We start from the raw sequence: 23738 nt of genomic DNA on the forward strand, positions 1-23738 counted from the left end.
CTCTATAATCTAAAAGTAGGGGGTTATTCCTTTTGTATAGCGGACAAAATAACAGCAAATTCAAAAACTATTACAGAAACATACCAATATTTGCCCTTTTCCTTTGACTATTCTTTTCATTTGGATTTATTATAAAAGTATAACATAATTGCAGGAGGTGACATCTTTATTCCAAACCTTGGAATGGAGAACACACTTGGACATATTAAATATTTTTCTCATCTTTGTACTTATTCTTATTTCTGGCTTTTTCGTTGCATCAGAATTCGCTGTTGTAAAAGTACGAAAAAGTCGAATTGACCAACTTGCAAATGAAGGTAATAAACAAGCTTTAGCTGCAAGAAGCGTCCTATCTAATTTAGATGTTTATTTATCAGCTTGTCAGCTCGGGATTACGATCACTTCTTTAGGGCTTGGTTGGCTTGGTGAACCGACTGTGGAACATATACTACGACCGCTCTTTGAAAAAATTAATATTACTGGGACAATGGCTAACACTTTATCTTTTGTTATTGCTTTTAGTGTTATTACATTTTTCCACGTTGTATTAGGTGAGTTAGTTCCAAAGTCTTTCGCAATTCAAAAAGCAGAAGCAATCACACTCAAATTTGCAAGACCTCTTATTTTATTTGATAAAATTATGTATCCATTTATTTGGTTACTCAATAGTACAGCTATATTTTTCACAAAACTACTCGGATTAGAACCTGCCAAAGAAAATGAACTTGCTCATTCTGAAGAGGAATTGCGACTCATTTTAGGTGAAAGTTTTAAAAGCGGTGAAATAAACCAAACCGAATATAAATATGTAAATAACATTTTTGAATTTGATGATCGAGTTGCGAAAGAAATAATGGTTCCTCGTACCGAAATGATTTGCTTATCTACTGAAAATACGTTAGAAGAAAATATGGATATCGTCGCAACTGAAAAATATACACGCTATCCAATCATTGAAAAAGATAAAGATGATATCATCGGGATGATTAATACGAAAGAAGTATTCCATGATCAAACGAAAGGTATTTATAAACCACTTGAATCTTATATACATCCTGTTCTAACAGTATTTGAAACAGTTCCAATTCGTAAAACGTTAGTCCATCTTCAAAAAAATCGCGTTCAGATGGCAATCGTTATGGATGAATATGGTGGCACTGCCGGACTTTTAACGATGGAAGATATTCTTGAAGAAATCATTGGAGAAATTCAAGATGAATTCGATGCGGATGAATCACCTATGATTGAAAAGCGTACACCTAAGCTTACTGTTTTAGATGGAAAGGTGCTCATTTCTGAAGTAAATGATATGTTTGGCCTACATATTGATGATAGTGATTTAGATACAATTGGAGGATGGCTTCTCTCTCAAGCAGTTGACTTAAATATTGAAGCTGGTTATTCCATTGAATATGCTGGTTTTCAATTTAAAGTATTAGAACTTGATGGACATCAAGTCAAAAAAGTTGCTGTACATAAACTAGATATTAAAAAGGAGCTATAAAGTGACTGTTTTATTAACAATTTGTATCATTGCCTGTTTCCTTGTTTCATTTCTCGCCTTTATTTATCCCATTATCCCTGGCATATTTGCTGTCTGGGCTGGATATTTAATTTACCATTTCGGTATAAATGGAGGAGAATTAACAACTTCTTTTTGGATTATTCAAGTCATTTTCACTCTTTTCATTTTCGTTGCTGATTTTATTGCAAATGGATATTTCTTAAAAAAATACGGTAGTTCTAAATGGGGCGAACGTGTCGGAATGATTTCTATCATTGTCGGATCGTTCTTCTTCCCACCATTCGGACTTATTATCATACCGTTTTTATCAGTATTTATAACAGAACTAGTGCATAAAAAAGCGCCAAAAGATGCCTTTCTAGTTGGAGTCGCTACTGTAGTTGGTTTTTTAAGCAGTACAGTAGCGAAAGCAATTCTCCAAATCATTATGATTATCATCTTCTTGTGTTATATCATCTTTTAACCATCCCGACTTCGGGATGGTTTTTTAATATGCAATACCTACTCGACTATTTTCATATATATTTTTCTTACATAGATCCCATGCAAAGTGTGCTGTATCACCCACTGTAATTTTTGATCCACCCTCTGGCAATATATCTTTTTCAGTTCGATATACCTCTGTCGCCTCACCGTCTATTAAATGTGTCGGACAAACAACTGTCCAACATAAATTATTACTATTACTTAGTACCTTATATGCAGCCAAATGATCTTCTGCTGCTGTTGTCGTTTTCCTTTTTGATTCCGTTGATTGAAAACGATATAAATTTAGATCCGTTCTTGCTTGTAAAATACCAGCCGTTCCTATTGTTATGATCTTATGAACCCCTTCTTCTTCCATTTGCTTAATAATTTGCGGCATACTCTTCGCTAATGTTCCATTTTGATCCGTTCCAAGTGCACTAATTACTATATCGCTTCCTTCTATCGCTTTTTTTATATCATTTTCGTTCAATACATTACCTTCTATCACTCGTAACCTTTCATGTTGTATTTCTATTCTATTAAAATCACGCGCTAATGCAGTCACTTCAGCTGAATCCTTTAATGCTAAATTAATTATGTTTGAACCTACTCGTCCTGTTGCTCCCAATATACATACTTTCATTTGTTTTCCCCCTCTTTCATTCTCTTTCTATTTTTCAATAATATCAATCAATTTACAACAAAAAAGCTTCCTCATATATGAGAGGAAGCTTTATTATTACTTTATTTTTTCTCTTTAGAATCAGTAGACTTCTCGGTTCCGCTTGTTTCTTTATCCTTTTTATCCTCTTGTTGTGTTGTTGTGTCGTCTTCTTTCTTCTTGTCTTCACCTTTACTACAACCTACCATTAATAAAGAACTTGCAAGTGCCATAGCAGTTAATGATTTAACCCATTTGTTCATTTGCGTTTCCTCCCTGTGATAGAATATGTACAACCTCATATTACTCTCTATTTTTAAAGGAGAGATTGAAAAACAGTAAATATACGGTAAATTTTTGTAAATCTTCTGATAACAAAAACTAATTTAAATTTACATATTTCATTTCCAATCGATACACAATAAAACTAATTTTTTCTCTAAATGGACATAAAAAAACTAAGGCGCATACCATTCCGCCTTAGTTTCTCATGCAAACTTTTCATTTTCATATAGATGTGTAATCTTATATTCCTTCTTCATAACATATTGCCACACACTATAAGCGTAACGGTTCATTTTCAGGAAACAATTTTCCAAAAATGAGCGGAACTCCGGATTAGCAACTTCCACTGCAACTTGAGCAAACTTTAGAGCTAATCGTTTTAAGTGCGCAATATAACATGTTGCAATATGAATATCCCCTGTATATTTACTAACTGTTTCCTTTTCCATTTCATGCAAACCAAACTCCGTTGTTTCACAGGTTATATGTTGCACATTCTCTCCTTCTTGAAAATTTACTTGTTCATTATATGCTTGTAACATATATGGTAAATGGTGCTGTAATAGATTTTTTAATTCTTCGTCTCTGACCTTTCCAGCATACTCTCCAACCTTGTATATTAGCATATAACTATATCTCATTAACTCTTTCATACAATCCATGAAAGTGCCTCCCTTCTCTAGGGTCTATATGTTATAAATATGATGCTAAAACATTTGCTATTCTTGCTAAAAACCAATCCCATCTACTAATTTTCTCAAAATCTTCTTCAGAAAATCGTTTTGATTTATGAAAGTCTACCTTTAATCGACTCCATACTTCATCAACAACTGTTTTATCATATATGATACAGTTAGACTCACAATTTACATAAAAACTTCTATTATCAAAATTCGCTGTCCCAATATCAACAATTTCTCCATCAATGATTGTTACTTTCCCATGAAAAAATCCATTTCGATATTGATAAATCTCCGCTCCAGCATGTAACATATCTTTCAAATATGGATAGGCAGCTTGTTTTAACAATATGGCATCACTTTTAAATGGCACGAGAATTTTCACATTAATACCACGATTTAATGCAGCTTTTAACTCTTTCACCATTTCTTTACTTGGTACAAAATATGGTGTAGCGATAATTAAAGACTTTTTAGCCTTTTTTAAAAGTGCCCCATACTTTTCCCATAAGCCTTTTCCATTTGAAAATAAATATTGATATTTTACATTCCCTAATGTCGGTATACTTTCATGTATAGGCATTTTTTCTCCTGTATCTTCTTTCCAATCTTCGGCGAACTTTCTTTCCATATCCGCTGCACCCTCACCATGGATGCGCACGTGATAATCACGCCATGGCCCAAACTTCGGATCTTGTCCAAGGTACTCCTTTCCGATATTAAAACCACCGACGTATGATACCTTTCCATCTATCGTAACAATACGTCTATGATTTCGTTGATGCAAAGAATAGAAAACATTTTTCAGTTTCGGTTTTTTACTAAATGTAAACTTCACACCGTTTTCCTTTAATCGGCTAATTACCTTTTTCTTCAGCTTATATCCACCTATCCGATCGACTGACAATTTCACTTCTACTCCACTAGATGCTTTTTTCTCTAATAACTGTAAAAACTCTTCGCTTATTTCATCTTTTCCTACAATATAAAAATGGATATATATATACTTTTCTGCTTCGTTTATATCCTCAAATAATTTTCTATATAACTCTTCACCGTTCGTATATAGTTGAAATTCACCTAATCGAACTTGTCCTAATTCATATTCACTAGCCATTTCCTTCCCCATTTCCACATCGATGTTCATCCAAATGAATACACCTATTAAACAAAGGATTATAGCGAAAAAGTGCTTCATGGATAAATTCCTTTCTCCACTTACTGTTATTTCTATATCTTCCCTTTTTTATTACATTATCATTCAAGAAAATATGTCATTGCATGATATATGTCCATATCAAACAATAGCTCATTTGCATATTGTATGTTGTATCTTAAAATAAAAGGAGGAAATAACAATGGGCTTCGCACATGGTAATGGATTTGCGCTATTAGTCGTATTATTTATCCTCTTAATCATCGTCGGTGCTGCTTGCTTCTGCTAAGTAGCTACTGTCATATGATATGTGGATGAAAAAACTATAAAAGCGGACACCTATTTTTAGGTGTCCGCTTTTCATTTTAAAACCATTTCCGCCTGCTATTGTAACTTAAATGGCTAAACATTTATCTCAAAAGGTTAACAATGTGGCTACTTTCTTACTCTCTGCCTTACGTATATGACGCTGCTCTGCACGTAACACTGCAATACGATGTAATTCTTTCTCTTCTTCTGTTTCAGGGATAACACGCGGTACTGGAACTGGATTATTTTCCTTACTAAGTGCAACAAAAGTAACGAATGACGTTGCCGCTATACGCTTCTCACCTGAAATTAAATCTTCAGCCACTACCTTCACAAACACTTCCATCGAAGTTCTTCCCGTCCAAATTACGAAAGATTCATAACTAACACAATCTGAAGAACGAACAGGATGTAAGAAATCAACCCAGTCCATAGATGCTGTGACACATTCCTTTCTCGAATGTCTGGATGCTGAAATAGAAGCAACCATATCCATCTCCGCTAATATCTTCCCACCAAATAGCGTGTTATGATCATTTAAATCTGTTGGGAATACCCGGCTCGTTTTGAACACCCTTGACTCATTGGCTGTTTTCCCCTTTACTTCTGTCATTGTTATCACCCCTTTAATGATCTATCCCTAATATTTCAATAATCCCTATACTAAATGAACTACACGTTTAATATTAGCAACATTCAGAACCTTTAGTCCACAAAAAAGAACCGATTTTATCAATCGGCTCCTCTAAATACATATTGTTCTTTCGGCTGTTCAACTTTATTCCATTTTGTTACTTCTAATACAGGAATATTCGCATGAAACGGCTGATAAAACTCAGTAGTTATCTCTCCTTCTACTTGAATCCAGTCATCATTATTCCACTCTACGCCTTCTGGTTTTTTCACTAACATACCATATACACCAGAATCCGCTACACAGTGTATAATACCGAAACGGAATAAGAAATATTGTTCTTTTTTAGAAGAATCATCTCTAAAAACAAACCCTTTAAAAGATAATTTTTTCCCAGTAAACTCGCCAGGATAATTATAAATTGTTTCCATACCCTTTAGGAAGTCTTCATCTTTCAAATTAATATTGTCTTTCGTAACAAACTCTTTCTTCCCTTTTTCCATTACACCGCGGTATCCTTCTTTCCCGTAATAAATGCTCGTATCAGGTCTTAGAAATTGTCTTGTCATAAATGGATCCTTACTTTCTGCTTGTGCAACAGGAAAATGAAATCCTTTCGCCTTAACAATATCTGAATCTAACGTTGCAATCGGGAAAAATAAGCCTGAGATAATTGGAAAACAAAACAAGGAGTACGAAAATGCTTTTTTCCACCATGTATTCTCATCTTTTGAATGATCATGTCCGCAATGGCTATGGTCACAACTGCAATCATTTTTCTCTTTTTCCTTTTGGTGCTCTTTTTGGAAAACGACGATAATTTGTACAATCGTTAAGAAACCTAAAATAATTGCTGCTGTTGTTGATAAATAGGCATACTTCATATTGATATACTTCGTAATGTTACCGGAAATATGAAGCTGCGCAATTAATATTGTAAAACCTAATAATATATATGCTCGAAACATAACCTACCACCCCATCGCATAAATGAGTAGTGAGCTTGCATAAACAACAAGAGTAACTGTAACTATAACAACAATTACAAATTTAGTTTTAAATGTCGCAAGCATCATAAACATATTTTTAATATCCACCATCGGTCCGTAAACGAGGAACGCGACAAGTGAAGCTGTTGAAAACGTACTTTGGAACGAAGAAGCGATAAATGCATCTGCCTCTGAACAAAGTGATAATATATAAGCAAGTCCCATCATAACAGCTGATGAAGAAAACGGACCTTGTCCAATAGCAAGAAGTGTTGAAGTTTGTACAAACGTTTGTACCGCTGCTGCAATTAACGCACCTAGTACTAAATATTTTCCCATTGAGAAGAATTCCTCAACAGCGTGTGTACATACATCCCACATTTTTTTACGCAGTGGACGCTTATTATTCACTTCTGGGAAGTGATCATCTCTTAATTGATGTTCTTTAAACATAAAGGATAATATAATTCCAACGATAATGGCTACGATAATCGCTACAATAGAACGATACCATACCATGTGCATACTACTCCCAAAGGCAACGTATGTTGCAAATAAAACAACTGGATTAATAATTGGACCAGTTAACATAAATGCAATCCCTGCGTATGGTGGAACGCCTTTTCCGATTAATCGTCTTACAATCGGAACAATTCCACATTCACAACCTGGAAACAACATGCCTAAAAAAGTAGCTAATAAAACAGACAGAAATCGGTTCTTCGGCATCCATTTAGCCACCATATCTTCTGTCACGAACATTTGAATGAATCCTGAAATAAATACACCAATTAGCACAAACGGAAGTGCTTCGATCAATATGGAGATAAAAATTGTATTCATTTGCAGGAATGCTTTCGGTAATTGAAACAATTCCATGATGTATTTCCTCCAACTTTTCATTAACAATATGTAATTTTAACCCCATTTCATTAATTGGACAAGGTTTATATGGCATACATACCCTTTATATACATTACATTGTACAAGTTATATTCTATTCAAAATTTGAGATTTCATAGCAAAAAAGCTGCTCTAGCGTAGTTATATAACTATGCTAGAGCAGCTTTCTTATCGTTAAAAGTAACGTTTCTTCCAAAAAACAAAAGCTAACGTGAAAGATAGTGTTACACATATGATGAGTACAATTACAAAACCGTGGGCTTCCCCTTCAAACGGAACCTTTACGTTCATTCCAAAGAAACTAGAAACCATCGTCGGTAAAGATAAAATGATCGTAATTGACGTTAACAGTTTCATAACACTATTTAAATTATTTGATATAACGGAGCTAAAAGTATTCATCATTCCACTTAAAATGTGACTATATATTTCCGCCATTTCAATAGCCTGTTTATTTTCAATTAATACATCTTCTAATAAATCTTGATCATCTTCATACATTTTTAAAAATGTACTATTACGCATTAACTTTTGAATTACAATTTTATTAGCCTTTAATGACGTTGTAAAGTATACTAAACTTTTCTCAAGGCCTAATAATGTGAAAATCTCTTTATTTTTCATTGACTGATTTAATTGATGCTCTAAATCAATTGTTTTTCGATTTATTTGCTTTAAGTATCTTAAATAATAAGTAGAAATCGTATATAAGAGCTGAAGTGCAAAGCGCGTCTTTTTAAACGTATAAAATTCTTTAATACGTTGATTAATAAAACGTTCAAAAATTGGATTCTCTTCTAAGCAGATTGTAACAAAACAATCCGGCATCACAATCATACCTATTGGAATCGTGTCATAAATCGAATTTCCTTCTTCGTCATGTCTAACTGTCGGAATATCCACGATAATTAAAGTATTATTGTCTTCCTTTTCAATACGAGAGCGTTCTTCATCATCCAAAGGGTCTTTAATGAAATCTAAGTCTACATTTAAAGTTTGTACTAGATATTGAATTTCTTCTTCTGTTGGATGAAGTACATTAATCCAGCACCCCTTTTGCATTTCCTCAATCTCTTGTAGTTTTCCGTTTCGGTCTGTTAAATATATATTTAACATACTATCACCCCGATTCTTTTTACATGTAGGAATCTACCTCTCTTAAATCACAGTTTTTAAACCGCCATTCTCAGCATATGAAACATACGTTTAAATTTCAATAGAAAAATTATTTTGAAAACGTTTTTATAGGAAAAATATTATAAAGTGAAACTTTAATCAGTGGGTGGCTTCATCCCCCCACTGATTATTAGCCCTCACAAATCGGGCTTTTACAGGCTACCCGCCCCCAACCAAACTTCTTTTCTTTCGCTGAATTTTGAGGTGAGGGTCTCACTGCCCGTTAAAGCGGGATAAACATAGAAAAAGACAGAGTGCTCTCTGCCTTAAAAGCTTATGTTGCCTTTATAACATATTTAGAAAGCATCCACAAGTTAAAACCGACTGAAATCGTATAGCCAGCGTATGTTGAAATGATAAAACTTACATAATCGAAATACGGAAGCAATACAATATTTAAAACTATCTTCACAATAATTCCAATCACTAGTCCTAGCACCGTCTTCTGCTGTTGATTGATTCCTTGTAGCATAGCAGCCGTTACTGTAAAAAGAGAAAATAGTATGCAAGCGGGAGCATAATACTGTAAAATGATTCTCCCCATCTCTGGATCATTTCCAGCACCGAATAAAAGAGTATATACAGGTTTGGCTAACACCATCATTCCAATTGCCGCCGGTACCGTAATTGCTACTACTAATACATTTGTTCTCGTAAAATGTTTGTACAATAGCTTCGTATTTCCTGCTGTGTAAGCTTTCGTCATCTCTGGTACGAGAGACATACTAAAAGCTGTCGCAACGGATACCGGGATAAGCACAACCATTTGAACAAGACCAATTATCGCATTAATTTTTTCCGCTTCTCCTTGCATATACCCTATTTGTATAAGTAGTTTATTAATTGTAAATGTATCAATCGTCTGATACAACGGAATTGCTAAGCCCACCACAACAAAAGGAATAGAATATGTAAAGAGCTCCTTATACAATGAGAAAAAAGATTTCGTTGTTTGTGGTATACTTTCCATCTCTTTTTTCTTTAAGTGCCTTCTCCTTCTTATATAATACGCACTTAAAACAGTTAATCCACCAACCGCTCCCATAAAGGCACCAAATGTTGAAATACCAACTGCTAGCGAGACAGATGCTTTTAAAATATATAAAACGACAAAGCTTCCTATTAAAATGGTTAAAACCCGAAAAAATTGCTCTACAACGACACTTAATGCAGAAGGCCCCATCGATTGGAATCCTTGAAAGAAGCCCCTTAATAAACTCATTACTGGCACAAGTATTAACGCAAAACTTACAATTCGAATATTAGTAGTAACCGCTCCTACACTATTCCCCGTTTGATCATTCCCATCGATGACAAGCTTAGCTAAATGCGGAGCTAGCATATATAACGTAAAACACGAAATGACTCCCATTATAAACATAAACACGATTCCACTTTTCAACACTCTCTTAACCGTATGATAATCATTCAGTTGATCATATTTTGATACCATTTTTGAAACTGCAAGTGGTAATCCCATTGTCGCAATGCTGAGCATAATGGTATAGGGACGATATGCATACGTGTATAAAACATACCCACTCGTACCGACCATTGCTGTAAATGGTATAACATATATAAATCCTAACATTTTTGATATCATCGTTGCCATCGTTAAAAATATAGTTCCACGTATAAACGGTGACCCTTTCATCACATTCCTCCGCTACGCTTTATTATTACACATTATGGACAACTCCTTTTTTTTAGAACCGGAAACAAATAAAAAAGCCAATGAAAAATCATTGACTTTAACGCGCAGCTTTTTTCTTTTTGAAATACTTTAAACCAAAGTATAGAGCAATAAAAAGAACAGCTCCTATAATTATGTAATGTGTGTAATCAGATGCATACTCTTTAATTTGTCGCCAATTCCCACCAAGTTTTTCACCTAAGTATATAAATAGAATTGACCACGGAATGATCGCTACAACCGTATAAAGTGTAAATAGTTTTAATGGCATCTTAGCTAGTCCTGCTGGAATAGAGATCGCATGACGTACTACTGGTATAAAGCGCGCAGAAAATATTACGCCTGCTCCATAACGTTTAAACCAACCTTCTGCTATGTCTAAATGATGTTTATTAATAAGTAGATATTTCCCGTATTTCTCTACAACCGGACGCCCTCCGTAGTATCCAAGCCAGTATAAAAAGATTTGTGCTAAAGTACCACCAATCGTTCCGGCGATAACTGCACCAACAAAACTAATTTTACCATTCGCTACTAAAAAGCCAGCATACGAAAGTACAATTTCACTTGGGATTACTTCAATCATTAAAGCAAGAGCTACTCCAAAGTAACCTAAGCTTGCAAAAAATTGCAATAACTGATCTATTATGTTTGCTAACATGTTCTTTTTTATCTCCTTTTTTCTTCACATACCATCCCATTATTACATAAAGGCTGCAATCTGCCAATATCTTCATTTTAACAATATGTACAATTCAAGCAGGATTAATCTATTAATTTCTCTTTCTGTGGGTCTTTCATGTAGGCAAACATCTCTTTAATTTGGTCTTCTGTATTTCTAGCAATTGATAAATTAGGCAATTCATTTTCACCAAAAAACTCCACCTCTTCTGTTTCAATACTAGTTTTCTTTTCTCCACCAATAATCTCGCATCCAATGAAAATCTTATATACATGCGTCGCCGATGGAGATGGTTGATGTTTTTCTTTATCAAATATAGCTAGTAACTTAAAATGATCTACCTCATAACCAGTCTCTTCGAAAACTTCTTTTGCTGCAACTTCGGTTGGCGTATAACCGACATCAGCCCATCCACCTGGCAATGCCCATTTCCCATCGCTTTTTTCTTTCACAAATAATAACTTTTCATTTTGAAAAACAACCGCTCTTATATCAACTTTAGGTGTTTGATAGCCTGTCTCACTTGCAAATAATTTCTCTACGACTTCCCAATCTGTTTTCGTGTAATGTGACATCATTGAAATAGAAATATCTCGTAATTGCTGGAAACGCTCAATATCATATACATCCTTAGAATACGTTAAACCCGCTTGAGCTATAGATTGTATTTGTTTTACCCAATCAATCCATTTAATCGTCATATATCCGCATCCCCATTCTCTATCAAATATATTACTTCATTTTTATTGATACATCTTTATTATACAAAAAAAAGAGATTGATAACGTTTCAATCTCTTTCAAAATTAATCCAATTCATGTAAGTGGTCTTGTATATACTTTCTTCTCTTATTTATATATTCATAAATCATATCAGCCTCTTGATCAAATGTTTCTAATTTTTCTTTCATGTATGGATCTTGTAGTAAATATGGACGAATCAATTCACACAACCCTTCTACTTTCGGCCTCATAAACGAAACTGTAAATTGATCTTCTAATATTTCTTCTAAAATACTTCGATACTGCTTTCTAAATACAGGTATGTCTAGCAATCTTGCACTTAACGTATTATACCCTTGAATGCGAATATATTCATGATTAAGTGGTCTTCCTTGTACATCTCGCCCCCAAGTCGCATCATAATCCCACGGTATAACTTCAAATAAATTTGTTTCATCGTTATGATATAGTGCGTAGTTATGAACGAAACCATCAAAGTTTTGTGTAAAAATAACTCCTGCTAACCATCTTAAATATTTATCGACATGTAGAAACTTCCCAATCTCTTTTTCATAGGCTTCCCTCGTCAAAGTATTCGCTTGAAATACAAATTCACTCAGTTGTTCTTCACTATTTTTATTCGAATATTTAAATTCATAACCCGCAAAGAGCTCTGTCTTAACATCTTTATCTCGTTCACTCATTAATGAAAAATTCGCATCATCATCTATCGCATAATAAATAGAACCACTCGGTAATCCTCTATTTTTCAAAAAATTTTCATCAACCGATTCTAACTGTAAATACACACCTTGAATTTGACCATTAATTTTTATAAATACATGTTGTGATTTTGGCGAAAGTACACCAATATCATGAAAAAAATCTAAAGATAATTTATTTCGTATGAGAGACGGATCCATAAACTCCGAATTTAAATGAAACTCTTTCGCACCTTGAAATTTTTTAGGCTTATAAAACATAACATGATAAGACTTTTTCTCAAATTCGCGAATATGAGCCCCACGGTATACGATATCAATGTCATACTTCTTTTTTCCATAAGTTAATTTTGCTGGCACTGGACTATCTGACCAAATGTCCTTTTTCAATTCCACTAAGTACATTGGATGAACAAAAAAATCATATGAAGGCAACATGTTTTCTCATCCCTTCTCAGTTCTCTTCATTCAATGTATGCGCCTTGTCTTGTCCATACATCCGCAATCATCTATTTATATAAAATTACACTCTTGTCCTGTTCAGAAAGATGCCTACATACATATCATGTTAAGGAAAAAGAATACCTTTTCACTTTAATACATGATAAGGAGGATTTCTATGAAACGTGATATTAGAAAAGCTGTCGAAGAAATCAAAAGTGCTGGGATGGAGGATTTCTTACACCAAGATCCAAGTACTTTTGAATGCGATGATGATAAATTCACTCATCATCATTGTACAACTGGATGTAAATGTACAACTGGGGGTAAATGTCCAAGAACAAGATGTACTCGCGTGAAACATTGTACGTTCGTTACAAAATGTACACATGTAAAAAAATGGACATTCGTTACGAAATGTACTCGTGTACGTGTTCAAAAATGGACGTTCGTTACGAAAGTAACGCGTAGAAAAGAATGCGTTTTAGTTACAAAACGTACTCGCAGAAAACATTGCACTTTCGTTACAAAATGCATACGCTTTGAAAAGAAATTTTTCTGGACAAAACGAAGTTTCTGTAAAAAATGCGAATTCTTCCCTAACAGACACGGTCACTCTTGCGATGATTCATGTGATCATGGTAAAGACTGTCACGATAGCGGACACAAATGGAATGATTGCAAAGGCGGACATAAATTCCCATCTTGCAAAAATAAGAAATTCGATCACTTCTGGTATAAAAAACGTAACTGCTAGTTTTTATACCACCCAAAAAAGGCCGTTTTGCGGCCTTTTTTACATTTATTGAAAGTGACTTATATCTGCAAATTGTTTCACTTTACCAATACCCTCTTCAAATTCTATTATGCTCAAACTGGCACTATGCATAAATGGATCATCCCACACATTTTCTATTTCAATTCCCGCGAAATGCCCTACAAGTAATTTTGCTGCTGCCGCATGAGAAACAATCAATATGTTTTGTCCTTTATGCCTCTCTAAAAGAAGCTGCATCCCTTCAATTACTCTTTCATAAACGGCCTCGAAATTTTCGCCTGATGTTGACTGAAAAAGATGTGGCTCATTCCAAAATAGATGTACTTCTTCTGGAAATTGCTTTTCTATATCCGCGATTGTTTGTCCTTCCCATATACCCATGTTGATTTCATAGAAATGCTCATCCGCTATAATGGGTATATCACGTTCCCCTTTTATTAACTCTGCCGTATGAAGTGTTCTTTCGCTCGGACTACTATAGATCGCATGGATTGGTAAATCTTTCATTCGATTCCCTAATTGTTTCGCCTGAACTATACCATTTTCAGTTAAAGCAGAATTTTTTCGTCCCTGCATTCGCTTCGCTACATTCCACTCTGTTTCACCATGCCTTGTTACATATATAGTTGTTTTCATTTCTTACTCCCCCTCACCATGTTGGTCGTAATTCCCACGGTTCAACTCTCCCTACAATCCACTCCGCTCGTTTACTTTCAATCCCTTTTACAACTCCATCAGCTATCTCTTCATGCGTAAGCCATCTTCCATATGTATCTTCTAAAATAAAACCTAAAATAATTCTATAATAAATACATCGCGTACTTCCTATTTTTTGTGCAGGCATACGTGATGCTTTACTACCTAAAATATGAAATAAACTATATGTTTTAGACGACAAATCTAGTTCTTTACAAATATTTGATAGTGCATGCTTTGCACTTGTGTGTACCCATGCAACAACTAATGTGATAGGGCCATTTTTCTTAATTGTACTTTTAATAGCTAGCTTTACATCTTCATCCTTATGATAATCTAACGAAAGGCATGTAATATTTTCTGGTGCAGAACTCATTCTCTTAACATTTTCTAAATTCACTTCATCTCGCCCGATAATAGAAACATAAAATCCTTTCTCACAAAGCCACATAGAAACTTTCTTTAGCTTTCCTGTTCCACCAATTACAAGTGCATGCAAATGCTATCCCTCCCTAATAAAATGTCATATGAGGTTTCTCATCCCTATAATAATTTAAACGGTCTTGCAGTGTCCCTGAGTGAAACTCAAATTTATGACCGTCAGGATCAACAAAGTATATAGATTCACAATCTCTGATATCACGTTCTCTTCCTTGTAAAATATGAACATCATTTTCTTCTAATCGCTGTATTAAACCTTTAAAGTCTTCTCGTTCAACAGAAAATGCAATGTGCGTATAGGATTGATGAATCTCATTTCTCGGAATATGCGTCTCTTCATTAAGCGCTATCCATACTCCACATATATTAAAATAAGCCAATTTTCTTCCTTTAACTAATAATTCTCCTTCTAATACTTTTTCATAAAACATAATAGAGTTTTCTAAATTAGATACCGAAAAACAAATATGATTGATTCCCCTTAACAACTATAATTCCTCCTTATACAAACAAAAGATGAGCGAAAATTCACTCATCTTTTATTATACTATTTTTTTGTAATATATGCCCATTTATAACTGAAGTCCCCACCAAACGTATGATTAGCAATACCTTTTACAAATGGCTTCTCTAAATAAGCTGTACTTTGTTGGTACGTAGGAGAAATTGCTGCGTCTTGACCAATTAAGATTTTTTCAGCTTCCGCAAGTGCATTCCAGCGTGCTTTATCATCTTTTAATAGCTCTCCTTTTGATTTCGCTACTAAATCATCATACTTCGGATTAGAATAATCCATTTCATTAAATGAGCTTCCAGTAACAAACATATCAATATAAGTCATTGGATCCGGATAATCAGGGCTCCATGCAGATAATGAGAATTCATATTGGAATTTCTTTTCTAAATCTAGCTTTTGCTTGTATGGTTGCTGTTTCAAATTCACTTTAATACCAGGCAAGTTTTTCTCTAGTTCTTCCTTAATAAAGTCACCCACTTTTTTCCGGCTACCGTTATCATCGTTTAGTAATTCAACTGTAATTGTATCTTGACCAAGCTCTTTCTTCGCTTCTTCCCATAATTTTTTTGCTTTCTCTGCATTATCTTTACTATCACGGAAGTTTTTATTTACAGAGCGGAAATCTTTTCCATCCGGACCTGTCGTGAATTTTTCAGGTACTAAAAAATATGCTGGCAATGAACCGTCATTTAAAATGACATCAGCAATTCCTTTTTTATCGTATGCTAAATCAATCGCTTCACGTACTTTTTGGTTTTTAAATGTTGCATTTTTTTGGTTAAAACGCAAGAAATATATGCGTGGATCTAACTTCGTTTTAAATTCATCTGGCTTATTCTTTTTATATTTATCAACAAATTCAGAAGTTAAAATAACTCGATCTGCTTGATCACTATCATATAAATTTACTCCCGTGCTTGTTTCCTTCACAATACTTACATTAATTTCGTCTAATTTTACAGTATCTTTATCCCAATAATTAGGATTTTTCTTCAACTGATAATTTTGTTCATGTTTCCATTGACTCATTGTAAATGGTCCATTATATAATAATTTATCTGCTTCTAATCCGTATTTATCTCCTTGCTCTTTCACATATTTTTCATTTAATGGGAAAAATGTAGGGAACGACGTAAGCTCAAGAAAATAAGGTGCTGGTTGCTCTAATTCTACTACCAACGTTTTATCATCCTTCGCTTTAACACCCAATTGATCTGCTGGTAATTCACCTTTATTTACTTTCTGTGCATTTTTCACATCAAATAAAATGAATGCATATTCTGCCGCTAATGCTTTATCTAATGTACGTTGCCATGCATATACAAAATCTTGTGCTCGAACTGGATCACCATTTGACCATTTCGCATCACGTAATTCAAATGTATATGTCTTTTTATCTTCACTAATCTTCACATCTTTTGCCATGCCTGGTGTTGGTTTATTATCTTTATCTAGACGATATAAACCTTCCATTGCATTTACAAATACACGGAAAGATACAGAATCCGTTGATTTAGATGTATCCATTGAAGGAATTTCAGCTGTTTCTAGTAAATTTAAAACTTGTTTATCTGCCATTCCCTTATTCGATTCTTTCTTCGTTGTCGAAGCCTTCTCACCATTCCCACATCCCGCAACCAATACACTCGTCGTTAATGCAAGTGCAGCAATTGTTGTTGTCTTTCTCTTCATTCTTCCTTCCCCCAATCTATATGTATAAGTTAAATCCTATTTAATATATTTTATTATACAAAAGATTCTGATTATTTTAAATATTTATTTTTACAAACATAGAAAAAAGCAGTTAGAAATTTCTTTCCAACCGCTTTTTTAAATAGCATTTACTTGTAATCCATCCTCTATATCAAATGGATTTTGAACTTTAAATATTTCTTCCATCAGCTTCAAAAACTCTTCTTCAGTTTTAGATTCACCATTAACCATAAGTGAGTATGGTTCCACTTCACCTAATTTATAATCGACAACAAATTGAATCTTCACCTTTTGTCTTGGCGTTCCGGTGTTATATCCTTGGAATTCTACTAATTCTAACCCTTCCGTTCCACGATAATATATCCAACCTGAATTTTGAAAATAATTTTCGAAAGATTCACCTATTGAAAAGAAAGGATATTCATAAAGCGAGCTTGTACGAACCTTTTGAATAACGTCTCGATCAGTCGGAAAAAAGAAATGACTAAAAAATATGCTAGCAACTGCTAAAATAGTAACAATTGTCGCTCCCATTTTGCTCGTTCCGCCGCTATCATTGATTAGATAGTTTTCAACTGATTTATCTTTTATTTCTCTTGCTTTTATTCGGTATATACGTCTTTCCGCAAATTGATAGTATAATCCATTTGCAAAAATCCCCATTCCAAACAGAATAAAAATGAGTAATAAAAACGTCAGAGGCACCATATTAATGATTGGCAACGCTACATTAAATCCCATATAGTACGAAAATGCATCACAAGCTACTAATAACAGCATAAATAAAGCAGCTGGTATATAATATTTACGATATCCTAGCCAGCCTATATTGAAAATAGCAGCCCAACCATTCCAGCTCCACCTAGCAATCCGCTTATTCTCAAGCTCCCATTTCCTTTGATAATACGGATATTGTCTCCCTACATATACTTCCAGTTCTTTATCTATTAACGAGCTACCTTCATCTTGTTCATTATCCAAGTTTCGCTGACAACTTGCACAATTTAACTGTTCCTCCTCGCAAGGTTGCCCACAATTTATACATTTCAAAACAATCCCTCTTCCCATCCATACGTCATTTCAAAATACCTTCGTGTTTTAATAACCACTCTTTCCTCCATAAACCACCAGCATATCCAACAAGCTTTCCACTCTTTCCTATTACACGGTGACATGGAACAATTATTGAAATTGGATTCCGACTATTCGCCCCTCCTATTGCCCGTACAGCTTTTATATTTCCAACTTTCTCTGCAATATCTAAATATGAAGCACTTACGCCGTATGGAATAGTATAAAGTGCATCCCATACATTTTTTTGAAATGCTGTTCCCTCTGCAGACAGCGGGACCGTAAACTCTTTTCTTTTCCCTTTAAAATATTCATCTAACTCATTTATACATTGTTCTATCATTTCATTTTTATTTTCTTCTTGTCGTTCATCAACAAATATAACAGACGTAATTCCTTCTTGATTCGCTTTAATTTCAAGCAAACCTACTTCGCTTTCATAATAAGCCTGGTACATATGCCATCCTCCAATTCAGTTCATATTAGTCATTGTAACACGAATATACAAAATTTTTCGTATAAGCGTTTTATTAGAGAAACAAAAAAGAGAATGGTAAAATATAAGAAAATTCAATCAAGGAGGCTATTTGATGAATTCCAAGCTTTTTTCACCTTATACAATTAAGAACGTTACACTAAAAAATCGTATCGTTATGTCGCCTATGTGTATGTATTCGTCGGAAAACGAGGATGGCCAAGTAACAAATTTCCATCTCATTCATTATGGAACAAGAGCTGCCGGTCAAGTTGGTTTAGTTATGATTGAAGCAACAGCCGTGTTACCTGAAGGTCGAATTTCTAACAAAGACTTGGGCATTTGGGATGACAACCTAACTGAAGGCTTACATAAAACGACTACTTTTATACATGATAACGGCGCAAAAGCTGCCATTCAACTCGCTCACGCCGGAAGAAAAGCTGAATTAGATACGAATGCTTTCGCTCCTTCTGCAATTCCTTTTAATGATAAGATGAAAATACCAGTAGAAATGAATATACAGCAAATCAAAGAGACTATATTAGCTTTTCAGAGGGCCGCGTTACGTTCAAAACAAGCCGGATTTGATGTTATCGAATTACATGGCGCTCACGGTTACCTTATCAATGAATTCCTATCACCACTTACTAATAAACGAACGGATGAATACGGCGGCTCACCTGAAAACCGCTATCGTTTCTTACGCGAAATTATCGACTCTGTAAATGAAGTTTGGGACGGACCAATATTCGTTCGTATTTCAGCAAATGATTATCATCCTGACGGGCTAACAGTTCAAGATTATGTTCAGTATACAAAGTGGATGAAAGAACAGGGAATAGATTTAATCGATTGTAGTTCTGGTGCAGTTGTACCAGCACATATTGATGTGTATCCTGGTTACCAAGTACAATACGCCAAACATATTAAAGAGCATACTAAGATTGCAACTGGTGCAGTTGGATTGATTACGACTGGGTCACAAGCAGAACAAATTTTAAATAAGAACGAAGCAGATTTAATTTTCATCGGACGTGAATTACTTCGCAATCCGTACTTCCCAAGAATAGCGGCCAATGAACTTGGCTTTGAATTGCAAGAACCTCACCAATATAAGCGAGCACCAGGAAAAATTCATACGAATAAATAAAACCGAGAAGTCATTCTTCTCGGTTTTATTTATTCTATCGTTGTAATTTCATTTGAATTATAAGTATGGATACCCGATTCTTCTCGCAGCGCGGTTATATACATACCTTTCGCCACATCTTTAGCTGAAATTGGTTTATACTTTTTGAAAGCCCCTTTAAAAATAAAAGGAATAATACGAGATAACTTTTCAGCCATTCGTTCGCCGAAACGAAATTCTTGTCGGTTTCCTACTAATAATGATGGTCTAAAAATGTGAATACCACCGATCACTAACTTTTGCAATTCTTCTTCCATTTTTCCTTTCACTTGTGAATAAAAGAAAAATGATTTAGGATTCGCTCCCATAGAAGACACAACAAGGAAATTTTGCACCCCTTGTTTTTCAGCTAAACAAGCAGCTCGTAACGTATATTCATAATCTACTTTTTTAAAATTTGCTTTTGTTTTTGCTTTTTTTATTGTTGTTCCTAAGCAACTAAAAACATCATCCACAGCAAAGAACTCTTTATATTCCTCTAATACCGAAAAATCAACTTGTTTCTGCTGTAACTTCTCATGTTGCAATTGCATTGGCTCTCTTACAAAAATAGTAACCGAATCGTAGTAATCTGATTCAAGTAATAGACGCGTTATCTCTTGTCCAACTAAACCACTTGCACCAAGTATTAACGCTGTTCGCTTATTCATATATGCATATACCTCTTATTTTACTTTTCTCTCCTTCAGTAAAATACAACCTTTAGGAGTTTCCTGCTCTTATTTTACCACAAGTAAAACACTATGCGTACGCATAGTGCTTTACTCACTCTTTTTTCTCATCTCTCTCTTGTAATTTCGTTATTGTTGTAGCGTCCCCTAAATTACTTATTAATCTTCTTAAAAAAATTAATACGAAAGATAATGGCAATACTACCGCTAATATTAATAAAATAGCTTCCATTAAGTAACCCAAGCGCTCATCCCCCTCTTTACCTCCTTTTCAATATATGAAAACAGCGTTGTCACATATGCATGCATTTGCAAAAATAATACACCTATATTTGACAACTTTATAACAAAAACAAATCGGAATGATTATTATTTATTGCAACTTTATTAAAGATGTATTATACTAAGTTCGCAAACTAAAACGTAATTATTCCGTTTTGTATTAAAATGATATTTTTCTTCTATAATTGGGGAAAATATATCCGTAAAAAAGAAAAGAGGAGAACTTCATGCCTAAAAGATTGACTATATTTTCATTCTTACTTATTTTTACCTTAATTTTCGCTGGCTGCTCAAATAAAAAAGAAAGTAATGCCAAGAAAGATGGAAAGCTAACAGTTTATACAACGATTTTCCCACTTGCTGATTTCGCAAAGAAAATCGGTGGCGACTATGTAAATGTTGAAGCAATTTACCCACCTGGTGCAGATTCACATACATTTGAACCAAGTCAAAAACAAACAGTACAAGTTGCAAAAGCCAATTTATTCGTTTATAACGGCGCTGAATTAGAACCATTTGCTGAAAAAATGGAAAAAACATTACAAAAAGAAAATGTTAAAATTGTAAATGCATCTAAAGGTATTGAGCTTCGTGCTTCTACTGAAGAAGAGCATCATGATCATGGAGATGGCCATAAAGAAGATGAACATCATCACGATAAAGATCCACATGTTTGGTTAGATCCTACTCTAGCAATGAAACAGGCAGAAAAAATTAAAAATGCACTTGTAGAATTACAACCTGAACATAAAAAAGAATTCGAAAAAAACTTTGCAGCACTTCAAACTAAATTTACTGATTTAGACGATCAATTTAAGGCAGCTGTAGCGAACGCAAAAACGAAAGAAATTTTAGTTTCTCATGCTGCCTATGGTTACTGGGAACAACGATACGGCCTAAAACAAATTCCTATCGCTGGAATTTCAGCTTCTGATGAGCCATCTCAAAAACAGCTTGCTGACATTACAAAAACAGTAAAAGAACATAATCTAAAATATATTTTATTCGAAACTTTCTCTACTCCAAAAGTAGCATCTGTTATTCAAAAAGAAACTGGTACAAAAGTTTTACGCTTAAATCACTTAGCTACTGTTTCTGAAGATGATGCAAAAAATAATAAAGATTACTTCACTTTAATGGAAGAAAACGTAAACACATTGAAAGAAGCAACAAACTAATACATTATATTTTCTAGGCAGCTGAATCTAGTATTCAGCTGCCTTTTTATGTATTTATCCTTGACTTGACCAAAATAACAAGTAAAATTATCCATATTAGCTTTAAAGCTATATTAATTTAGAAGGTGAGTTGGAATTATGAATCTTCACATTTGTGAAGTAACAGCAAAAAATTGGCGTTCAGTAGTTGCTTTAGACGTCGCAAAAGATCAGCAACAATTTATTGAAAGTAACGCGTTTTCTTTAGCAGAATCATTATATGAAGGAAACGGAACGTCAGTAGGTTTATATGATGGAGAAACACTTGTAGGTTATGCAATGTATGGATGGTATTCAGTAAAACATAAAAGTGTATGGCTCGATCGCTTTATGATTGACCAACAATATCAAGGAAAAGGATACGCAAAACGTTTCCTTCGCTTACTCATTCAATTCTTACAAGAAAAATTTGAATGCAAAATAATTTACTTAAGTTTACATCCAGCCAACAAACTTGCAATGGGACTGTATGAATCCTTTGGTTTCCGCTTAAATGGTAATATTGATGATGAAGGTCCAGTTGTGGGTGTTGTAATGGAGTTACTAATAGACGAAAATACAAGCCTGTGAAAACAGGCTTTTTATTATACATGTATCAATTTTTAGTTTCTTTCCCTTATTTAATTCTGTTTTGTAATCTAATAGAATGCTCATAAAAAATAAGCCTGCAATTTACGCAGACTTATTTCACACACTCCTCGAAATGTTCTTGGAACCACTCTTTATTAATATCTCTTCCGATAAAAACTACTTCACTTACTCGCTCTTCACCCTCTTGCCACTCTCTATCGTACGAAGCGGCAAATAACGTATGTACACCTTGGAAAACGATACGTTTATCTACTCCGTCTATCGATAAAATTCCTTTGTAACGATATAAATATTCCCCTAGCTCTTGAACGACAGCTGACATCCACTCATTAAGCTTTTGTAAATCCAGCGGACGTTCTTCACGTAATACAAATGATTTCACACCTTCTAAGTGGTTATGTTCTTTATGAGGGTAAATTTGCAACGTATCTTTCGTTTTAAACGTTTGAATTTGTAATAAAGATGGTATATCTACCTCACAGTTAGTCGCCTCGATTAACTTTGCAGTCGGGTTAATTCCTTGAAGTTCATGCAAAAGATTTTCTTTCTCACTCTCTTCAATTAAGTCTAATTTATTTACTAAAACGACATCAGCAAACGCAATTTGCTCTTTTGCTTCTAATCCTTTTTCAAAATGTTTATGTATATGATAACTATCTACCACCGTTACAACACCATTAATTTGGTATGCAGATTGAATGACTGGATCTAAAAAGAATGTTTGAATAATCGGCCCTGGATTTGCAAGGCCAGTCGTTTCAATTACTAAACCATCAAAATCCATTTTCCCTTCCGCTTTTACGTCCAGTAACTGTTTTAAAGCAACGAGTAAATCTTCACGTACAGTACAGCATAAACAGCCATTTGTCATTTCCATAATTTCTTCTTCCACATTCATAATCAACTGATTATCAATGCCAATTTGCCCTATTTCATTTACAATCACCGCTAATTTCTTACCGTGATTTTCTGATAAAATACGATTTAATAATGTCGTTTTCCCAGATCCAAGAAAACCAGTTAATATTGTTACTGGAATCATTTCGTA

Annotated in this window: 28 protein-coding genes; 7 read left to right on the forward strand and 21 right to left on the reverse strand. The window is 34.3% G+C overall.

The features are described from left to right. The first annotated feature begins 196 nt into the window (after positions 1–196). Positions 197–1504, forward strand: coding sequence for a hemolysin family protein (locus IBT51_RS00480; protein WP_023521750.1), 1308 nt, complete (start codon positions 197–199; stop codon positions 1502–1504). A 1-nt stretch (position 1505) separates the two neighbouring features. After that, positions 1506–1988, forward strand: a complete 483-nt coding sequence (locus IBT51_RS00485) for a DUF456 domain-containing protein (protein ID WP_088023990.1) — start codon at positions 1506–1508, stop codon at positions 1986–1988. A 24-nt stretch (positions 1989–2012) separates the two neighbouring features. Here IBT51_RS00485 and IBT51_RS00490 read toward each other — a convergent pair whose 3' ends face one another. The 4 genes from IBT51_RS00490 to cls all read right to left on the reverse strand — a co-directional run bounded on the left by IBT51_RS00490 (position 2013) and on the right by cls (position 4817). Next, the gene (locus IBT51_RS00490) at positions 2013–2636 is read right to left on the reverse strand and encodes an NAD(P)-dependent oxidoreductase (protein ID WP_053564686.1); all 624 of its coding nucleotides are present in this window, start codon (positions 2634–2636) and stop codon (positions 2013–2015) included. A gap of 101 nt (positions 2637–2737) precedes the next feature. Then, a complete protein-coding gene (locus tag IBT51_RS00495) occupies positions 2738–2917 on the reverse strand; it encodes a hypothetical protein (protein ID WP_001045960.1) in 180 nt (59 codons plus the stop codon). Positions 2918–3142: 225 nt separating this feature from the next. Then, positions 3143–3601, reverse strand: coding sequence for a spore coat protein (locus IBT51_RS00500; RefSeq protein ID WP_000340543.1), 459 nt, complete (start codon positions 3599–3601; stop codon positions 3143–3145). Between the two features lie 31 nt (positions 3602–3632). Beyond that, positions 3633–4817 carry a cardiolipin synthase gene (gene cls / locus IBT51_RS00505; RefSeq protein ID WP_140155585.1) on the reverse strand — a complete coding sequence of 395 codons (1185 nt, stop codon included), beginning with the start codon at positions 4815–4817 and terminating at the stop codon, positions 3633–3635. A 160-nt stretch (positions 4818–4977) separates the two neighbouring features. Between cls and IBT51_RS00510 the strand changes: the two genes are divergently transcribed. Then, positions 4978–5064: a YjcZ family sporulation protein gene (locus IBT51_RS00510; protein WP_000505094.1), complete on the forward strand. Its 87-nt coding sequence runs from the start codon at positions 4978–4980 to the stop codon at positions 5062–5064. 126 nt (positions 5065–5190) lie between these two features. Here IBT51_RS00510 and IBT51_RS00515 read toward each other — a convergent pair whose 3' ends face one another. From IBT51_RS00515 to cotH, 8 genes are all read right to left on the reverse strand, one after another. Then, a complete protein-coding gene (locus tag IBT51_RS00515) occupies positions 5191–5697 on the reverse strand; it encodes an acyl-CoA thioesterase (protein WP_000141164.1) in 507 nt (168 codons plus the stop codon). A gap of 119 nt (positions 5698–5816) precedes the next feature. Then, on the reverse strand, positions 5817–6686 hold the full coding sequence (locus tag IBT51_RS00520) for a TIGR03943 family putative permease subunit (RefSeq protein WP_000488059.1): 870 nt from the start codon (positions 6684–6686) through the stop codon (positions 5817–5819). 3 nt (positions 6687–6689) lie between these two features. Then, positions 6690–7586 (reverse strand): permease, encoded by an 897-nt coding sequence (locus IBT51_RS00525; RefSeq protein ID WP_000418716.1) that lies wholly within the window; start codon positions 7584–7586, stop codon positions 6690–6692. A gap of 198 nt (positions 7587–7784) precedes the next feature. Beyond that, a complete protein-coding gene (locus IBT51_RS00530) occupies positions 7785–8726 on the reverse strand; it encodes a magnesium transporter CorA family protein (RefSeq protein ID WP_000932389.1) in 942 nt (313 codons plus the stop codon). Positions 8727–9060: 334 nt separating this feature from the next. Next, a complete protein-coding gene (locus IBT51_RS00535) occupies positions 9061–10440 on the reverse strand; it encodes a putative polysaccharide biosynthesis protein (protein ID WP_078401162.1) in 1380 nt (459 codons plus the stop codon). A gap of 97 nt (positions 10441–10537) precedes the next feature. After that, the gene (gene uptA, locus IBT51_RS00540; RefSeq protein WP_000880691.1) at positions 10538–11140 is read right to left on the reverse strand and encodes an undecaprenyl phosphate transporter UptA; all 603 of its coding nucleotides are present in this window, start codon (positions 11138–11140) and stop codon (positions 10538–10540) included. Between the two features lie 104 nt (positions 11141–11244). Next, the gene (locus tag IBT51_RS00545) at positions 11245–11862 is read right to left on the reverse strand and encodes an NUDIX hydrolase N-terminal domain-containing protein (RefSeq protein WP_000153584.1); all 618 of its coding nucleotides are present in this window, start codon (positions 11860–11862) and stop codon (positions 11245–11247) included. 104 nt (positions 11863–11966) lie between these two features. Then, positions 11967–13043 (reverse strand): spore coat protein CotH, encoded by a 1077-nt coding sequence (cotH, locus tag IBT51_RS00550; RefSeq protein WP_000937999.1) that lies wholly within the window; start codon positions 13041–13043, stop codon positions 11967–11969. A 181-nt stretch (positions 13044–13224) separates the two neighbouring features. On the opposite strand from cotH, the gene exsB reads away from it, so the two are divergent. Further along, the gene (gene exsB, locus IBT51_RS00555) at positions 13225–13803 is read left to right on the forward strand and encodes an exosporium protein ExsB (protein WP_053564689.1); all 579 of its coding nucleotides are present in this window, start codon (positions 13225–13227) and stop codon (positions 13801–13803) included. A 45-nt stretch (positions 13804–13848) separates the two neighbouring features. Here the strand turns inward: exsB and IBT51_RS00560 are convergent, their stop codons facing one another. From IBT51_RS00560 to IBT51_RS00585, 6 genes are all read right to left on the reverse strand, one after another. After that, a complete protein-coding gene (locus IBT51_RS00560; RefSeq protein WP_053564690.1) occupies positions 13849–14460 on the reverse strand; it encodes a phosphoserine phosphatase 1 in 612 nt (203 codons plus the stop codon). Positions 14461–14473: 13 nt separating this feature from the next. Further along, positions 14474–15019, reverse strand: coding sequence for a short-chain dehydrogenase (locus tag IBT51_RS00565; protein WP_200457910.1), 546 nt, complete (start codon positions 15017–15019; stop codon positions 14474–14476). Between the two features lie 13 nt (positions 15020–15032). Continuing rightward, positions 15033–15449 carry a FosBx1 family fosfomycin resistance bacillithiol transferase gene (gene fosB, locus IBT51_RS00570; RefSeq protein WP_088025242.1) on the reverse strand — a complete coding sequence of 139 codons (417 nt, stop codon included), beginning with the start codon at positions 15447–15449 and terminating at the stop codon, positions 15033–15035. 59 nt (positions 15450–15508) lie between these two features. Beyond that, on the reverse strand, positions 15509–17170 hold the full coding sequence (locus IBT51_RS00575) for a peptide ABC transporter substrate-binding protein (protein WP_000824276.1): 1662 nt from the start codon (positions 17168–17170) through the stop codon (positions 15509–15511). A 138-nt stretch (positions 17171–17308) separates the two neighbouring features. Further along, entirely contained in the window at positions 17309–18259 is a 951-nt protein-coding gene (locus IBT51_RS00580) for a DUF2628 domain-containing protein (protein ID WP_075720181.1), read from the reverse strand. A gap of 7 nt (positions 18260–18266) precedes the next feature. Beyond that, a complete protein-coding gene (locus IBT51_RS00585) occupies positions 18267–18719 on the reverse strand; it encodes a methylated-DNA--[protein]-cysteine S-methyltransferase (protein WP_069355456.1) in 453 nt (150 codons plus the stop codon). Positions 18720–18852: 133 nt separating this feature from the next. Between IBT51_RS00585 and namA the strand changes: the two genes are divergently transcribed. Further along, positions 18853–19890 (forward strand): NADPH dehydrogenase NamA, encoded by a 1038-nt coding sequence (namA, locus tag IBT51_RS00590; protein WP_088025240.1) that lies wholly within the window; start codon positions 18853–18855, stop codon positions 19888–19890. Between the two features lie 29 nt (positions 19891–19919). Here namA and IBT51_RS00595 read toward each other — a convergent pair whose 3' ends face one another. Continuing rightward, positions 19920–20579 (reverse strand): oxidoreductase, encoded by a 660-nt coding sequence (locus IBT51_RS00595; RefSeq protein ID WP_001042736.1) that lies wholly within the window; start codon positions 20577–20579, stop codon positions 19920–19922. A 115-nt stretch (positions 20580–20694) separates the two neighbouring features. Beyond that, positions 20695–20844, reverse strand: a complete 150-nt coding sequence (locus tag IBT51_RS00600; protein WP_000540932.1) for a hypothetical protein — start codon at positions 20842–20844, stop codon at positions 20695–20697. 265 nt (positions 20845–21109) lie between these two features. Here IBT51_RS00600 and IBT51_RS00605 point away from each other — a divergent pair, with 265 nt between their 5' ends. Further along, a complete protein-coding gene (locus IBT51_RS00605; protein ID WP_001126154.1) occupies positions 21110–22060 on the forward strand; it encodes a metal ABC transporter substrate-binding protein in 951 nt (316 codons plus the stop codon). A gap of 138 nt (positions 22061–22198) precedes the next feature. Further along, positions 22199–22669, forward strand: a complete 471-nt coding sequence (locus tag IBT51_RS00610) for a GNAT family N-acetyltransferase (protein WP_088025238.1) — start codon at positions 22199–22201, stop codon at positions 22667–22669. A 112-nt stretch (positions 22670–22781) separates the two neighbouring features. Here IBT51_RS00610 and IBT51_RS00615 read toward each other — a convergent pair whose 3' ends face one another. Then, positions 22782–23732, reverse strand: a complete 951-nt coding sequence (locus IBT51_RS00615; RefSeq protein ID WP_053564697.1) for a CobW family GTP-binding protein — start codon at positions 23730–23732, stop codon at positions 22782–22784. Between the last annotated feature and the right edge of the window lie 6 nt (positions 23733–23738).

The sequence above is a fragment of the Bacillus sp. S71 genome, assembly GCF_016625265.1.
In the GTDB taxonomy this organism is placed as follows: domain Bacteria; phylum Bacillota; class Bacilli; order Bacillales; family Bacillaceae_G; genus Bacillus_A; species Bacillus_A cereus.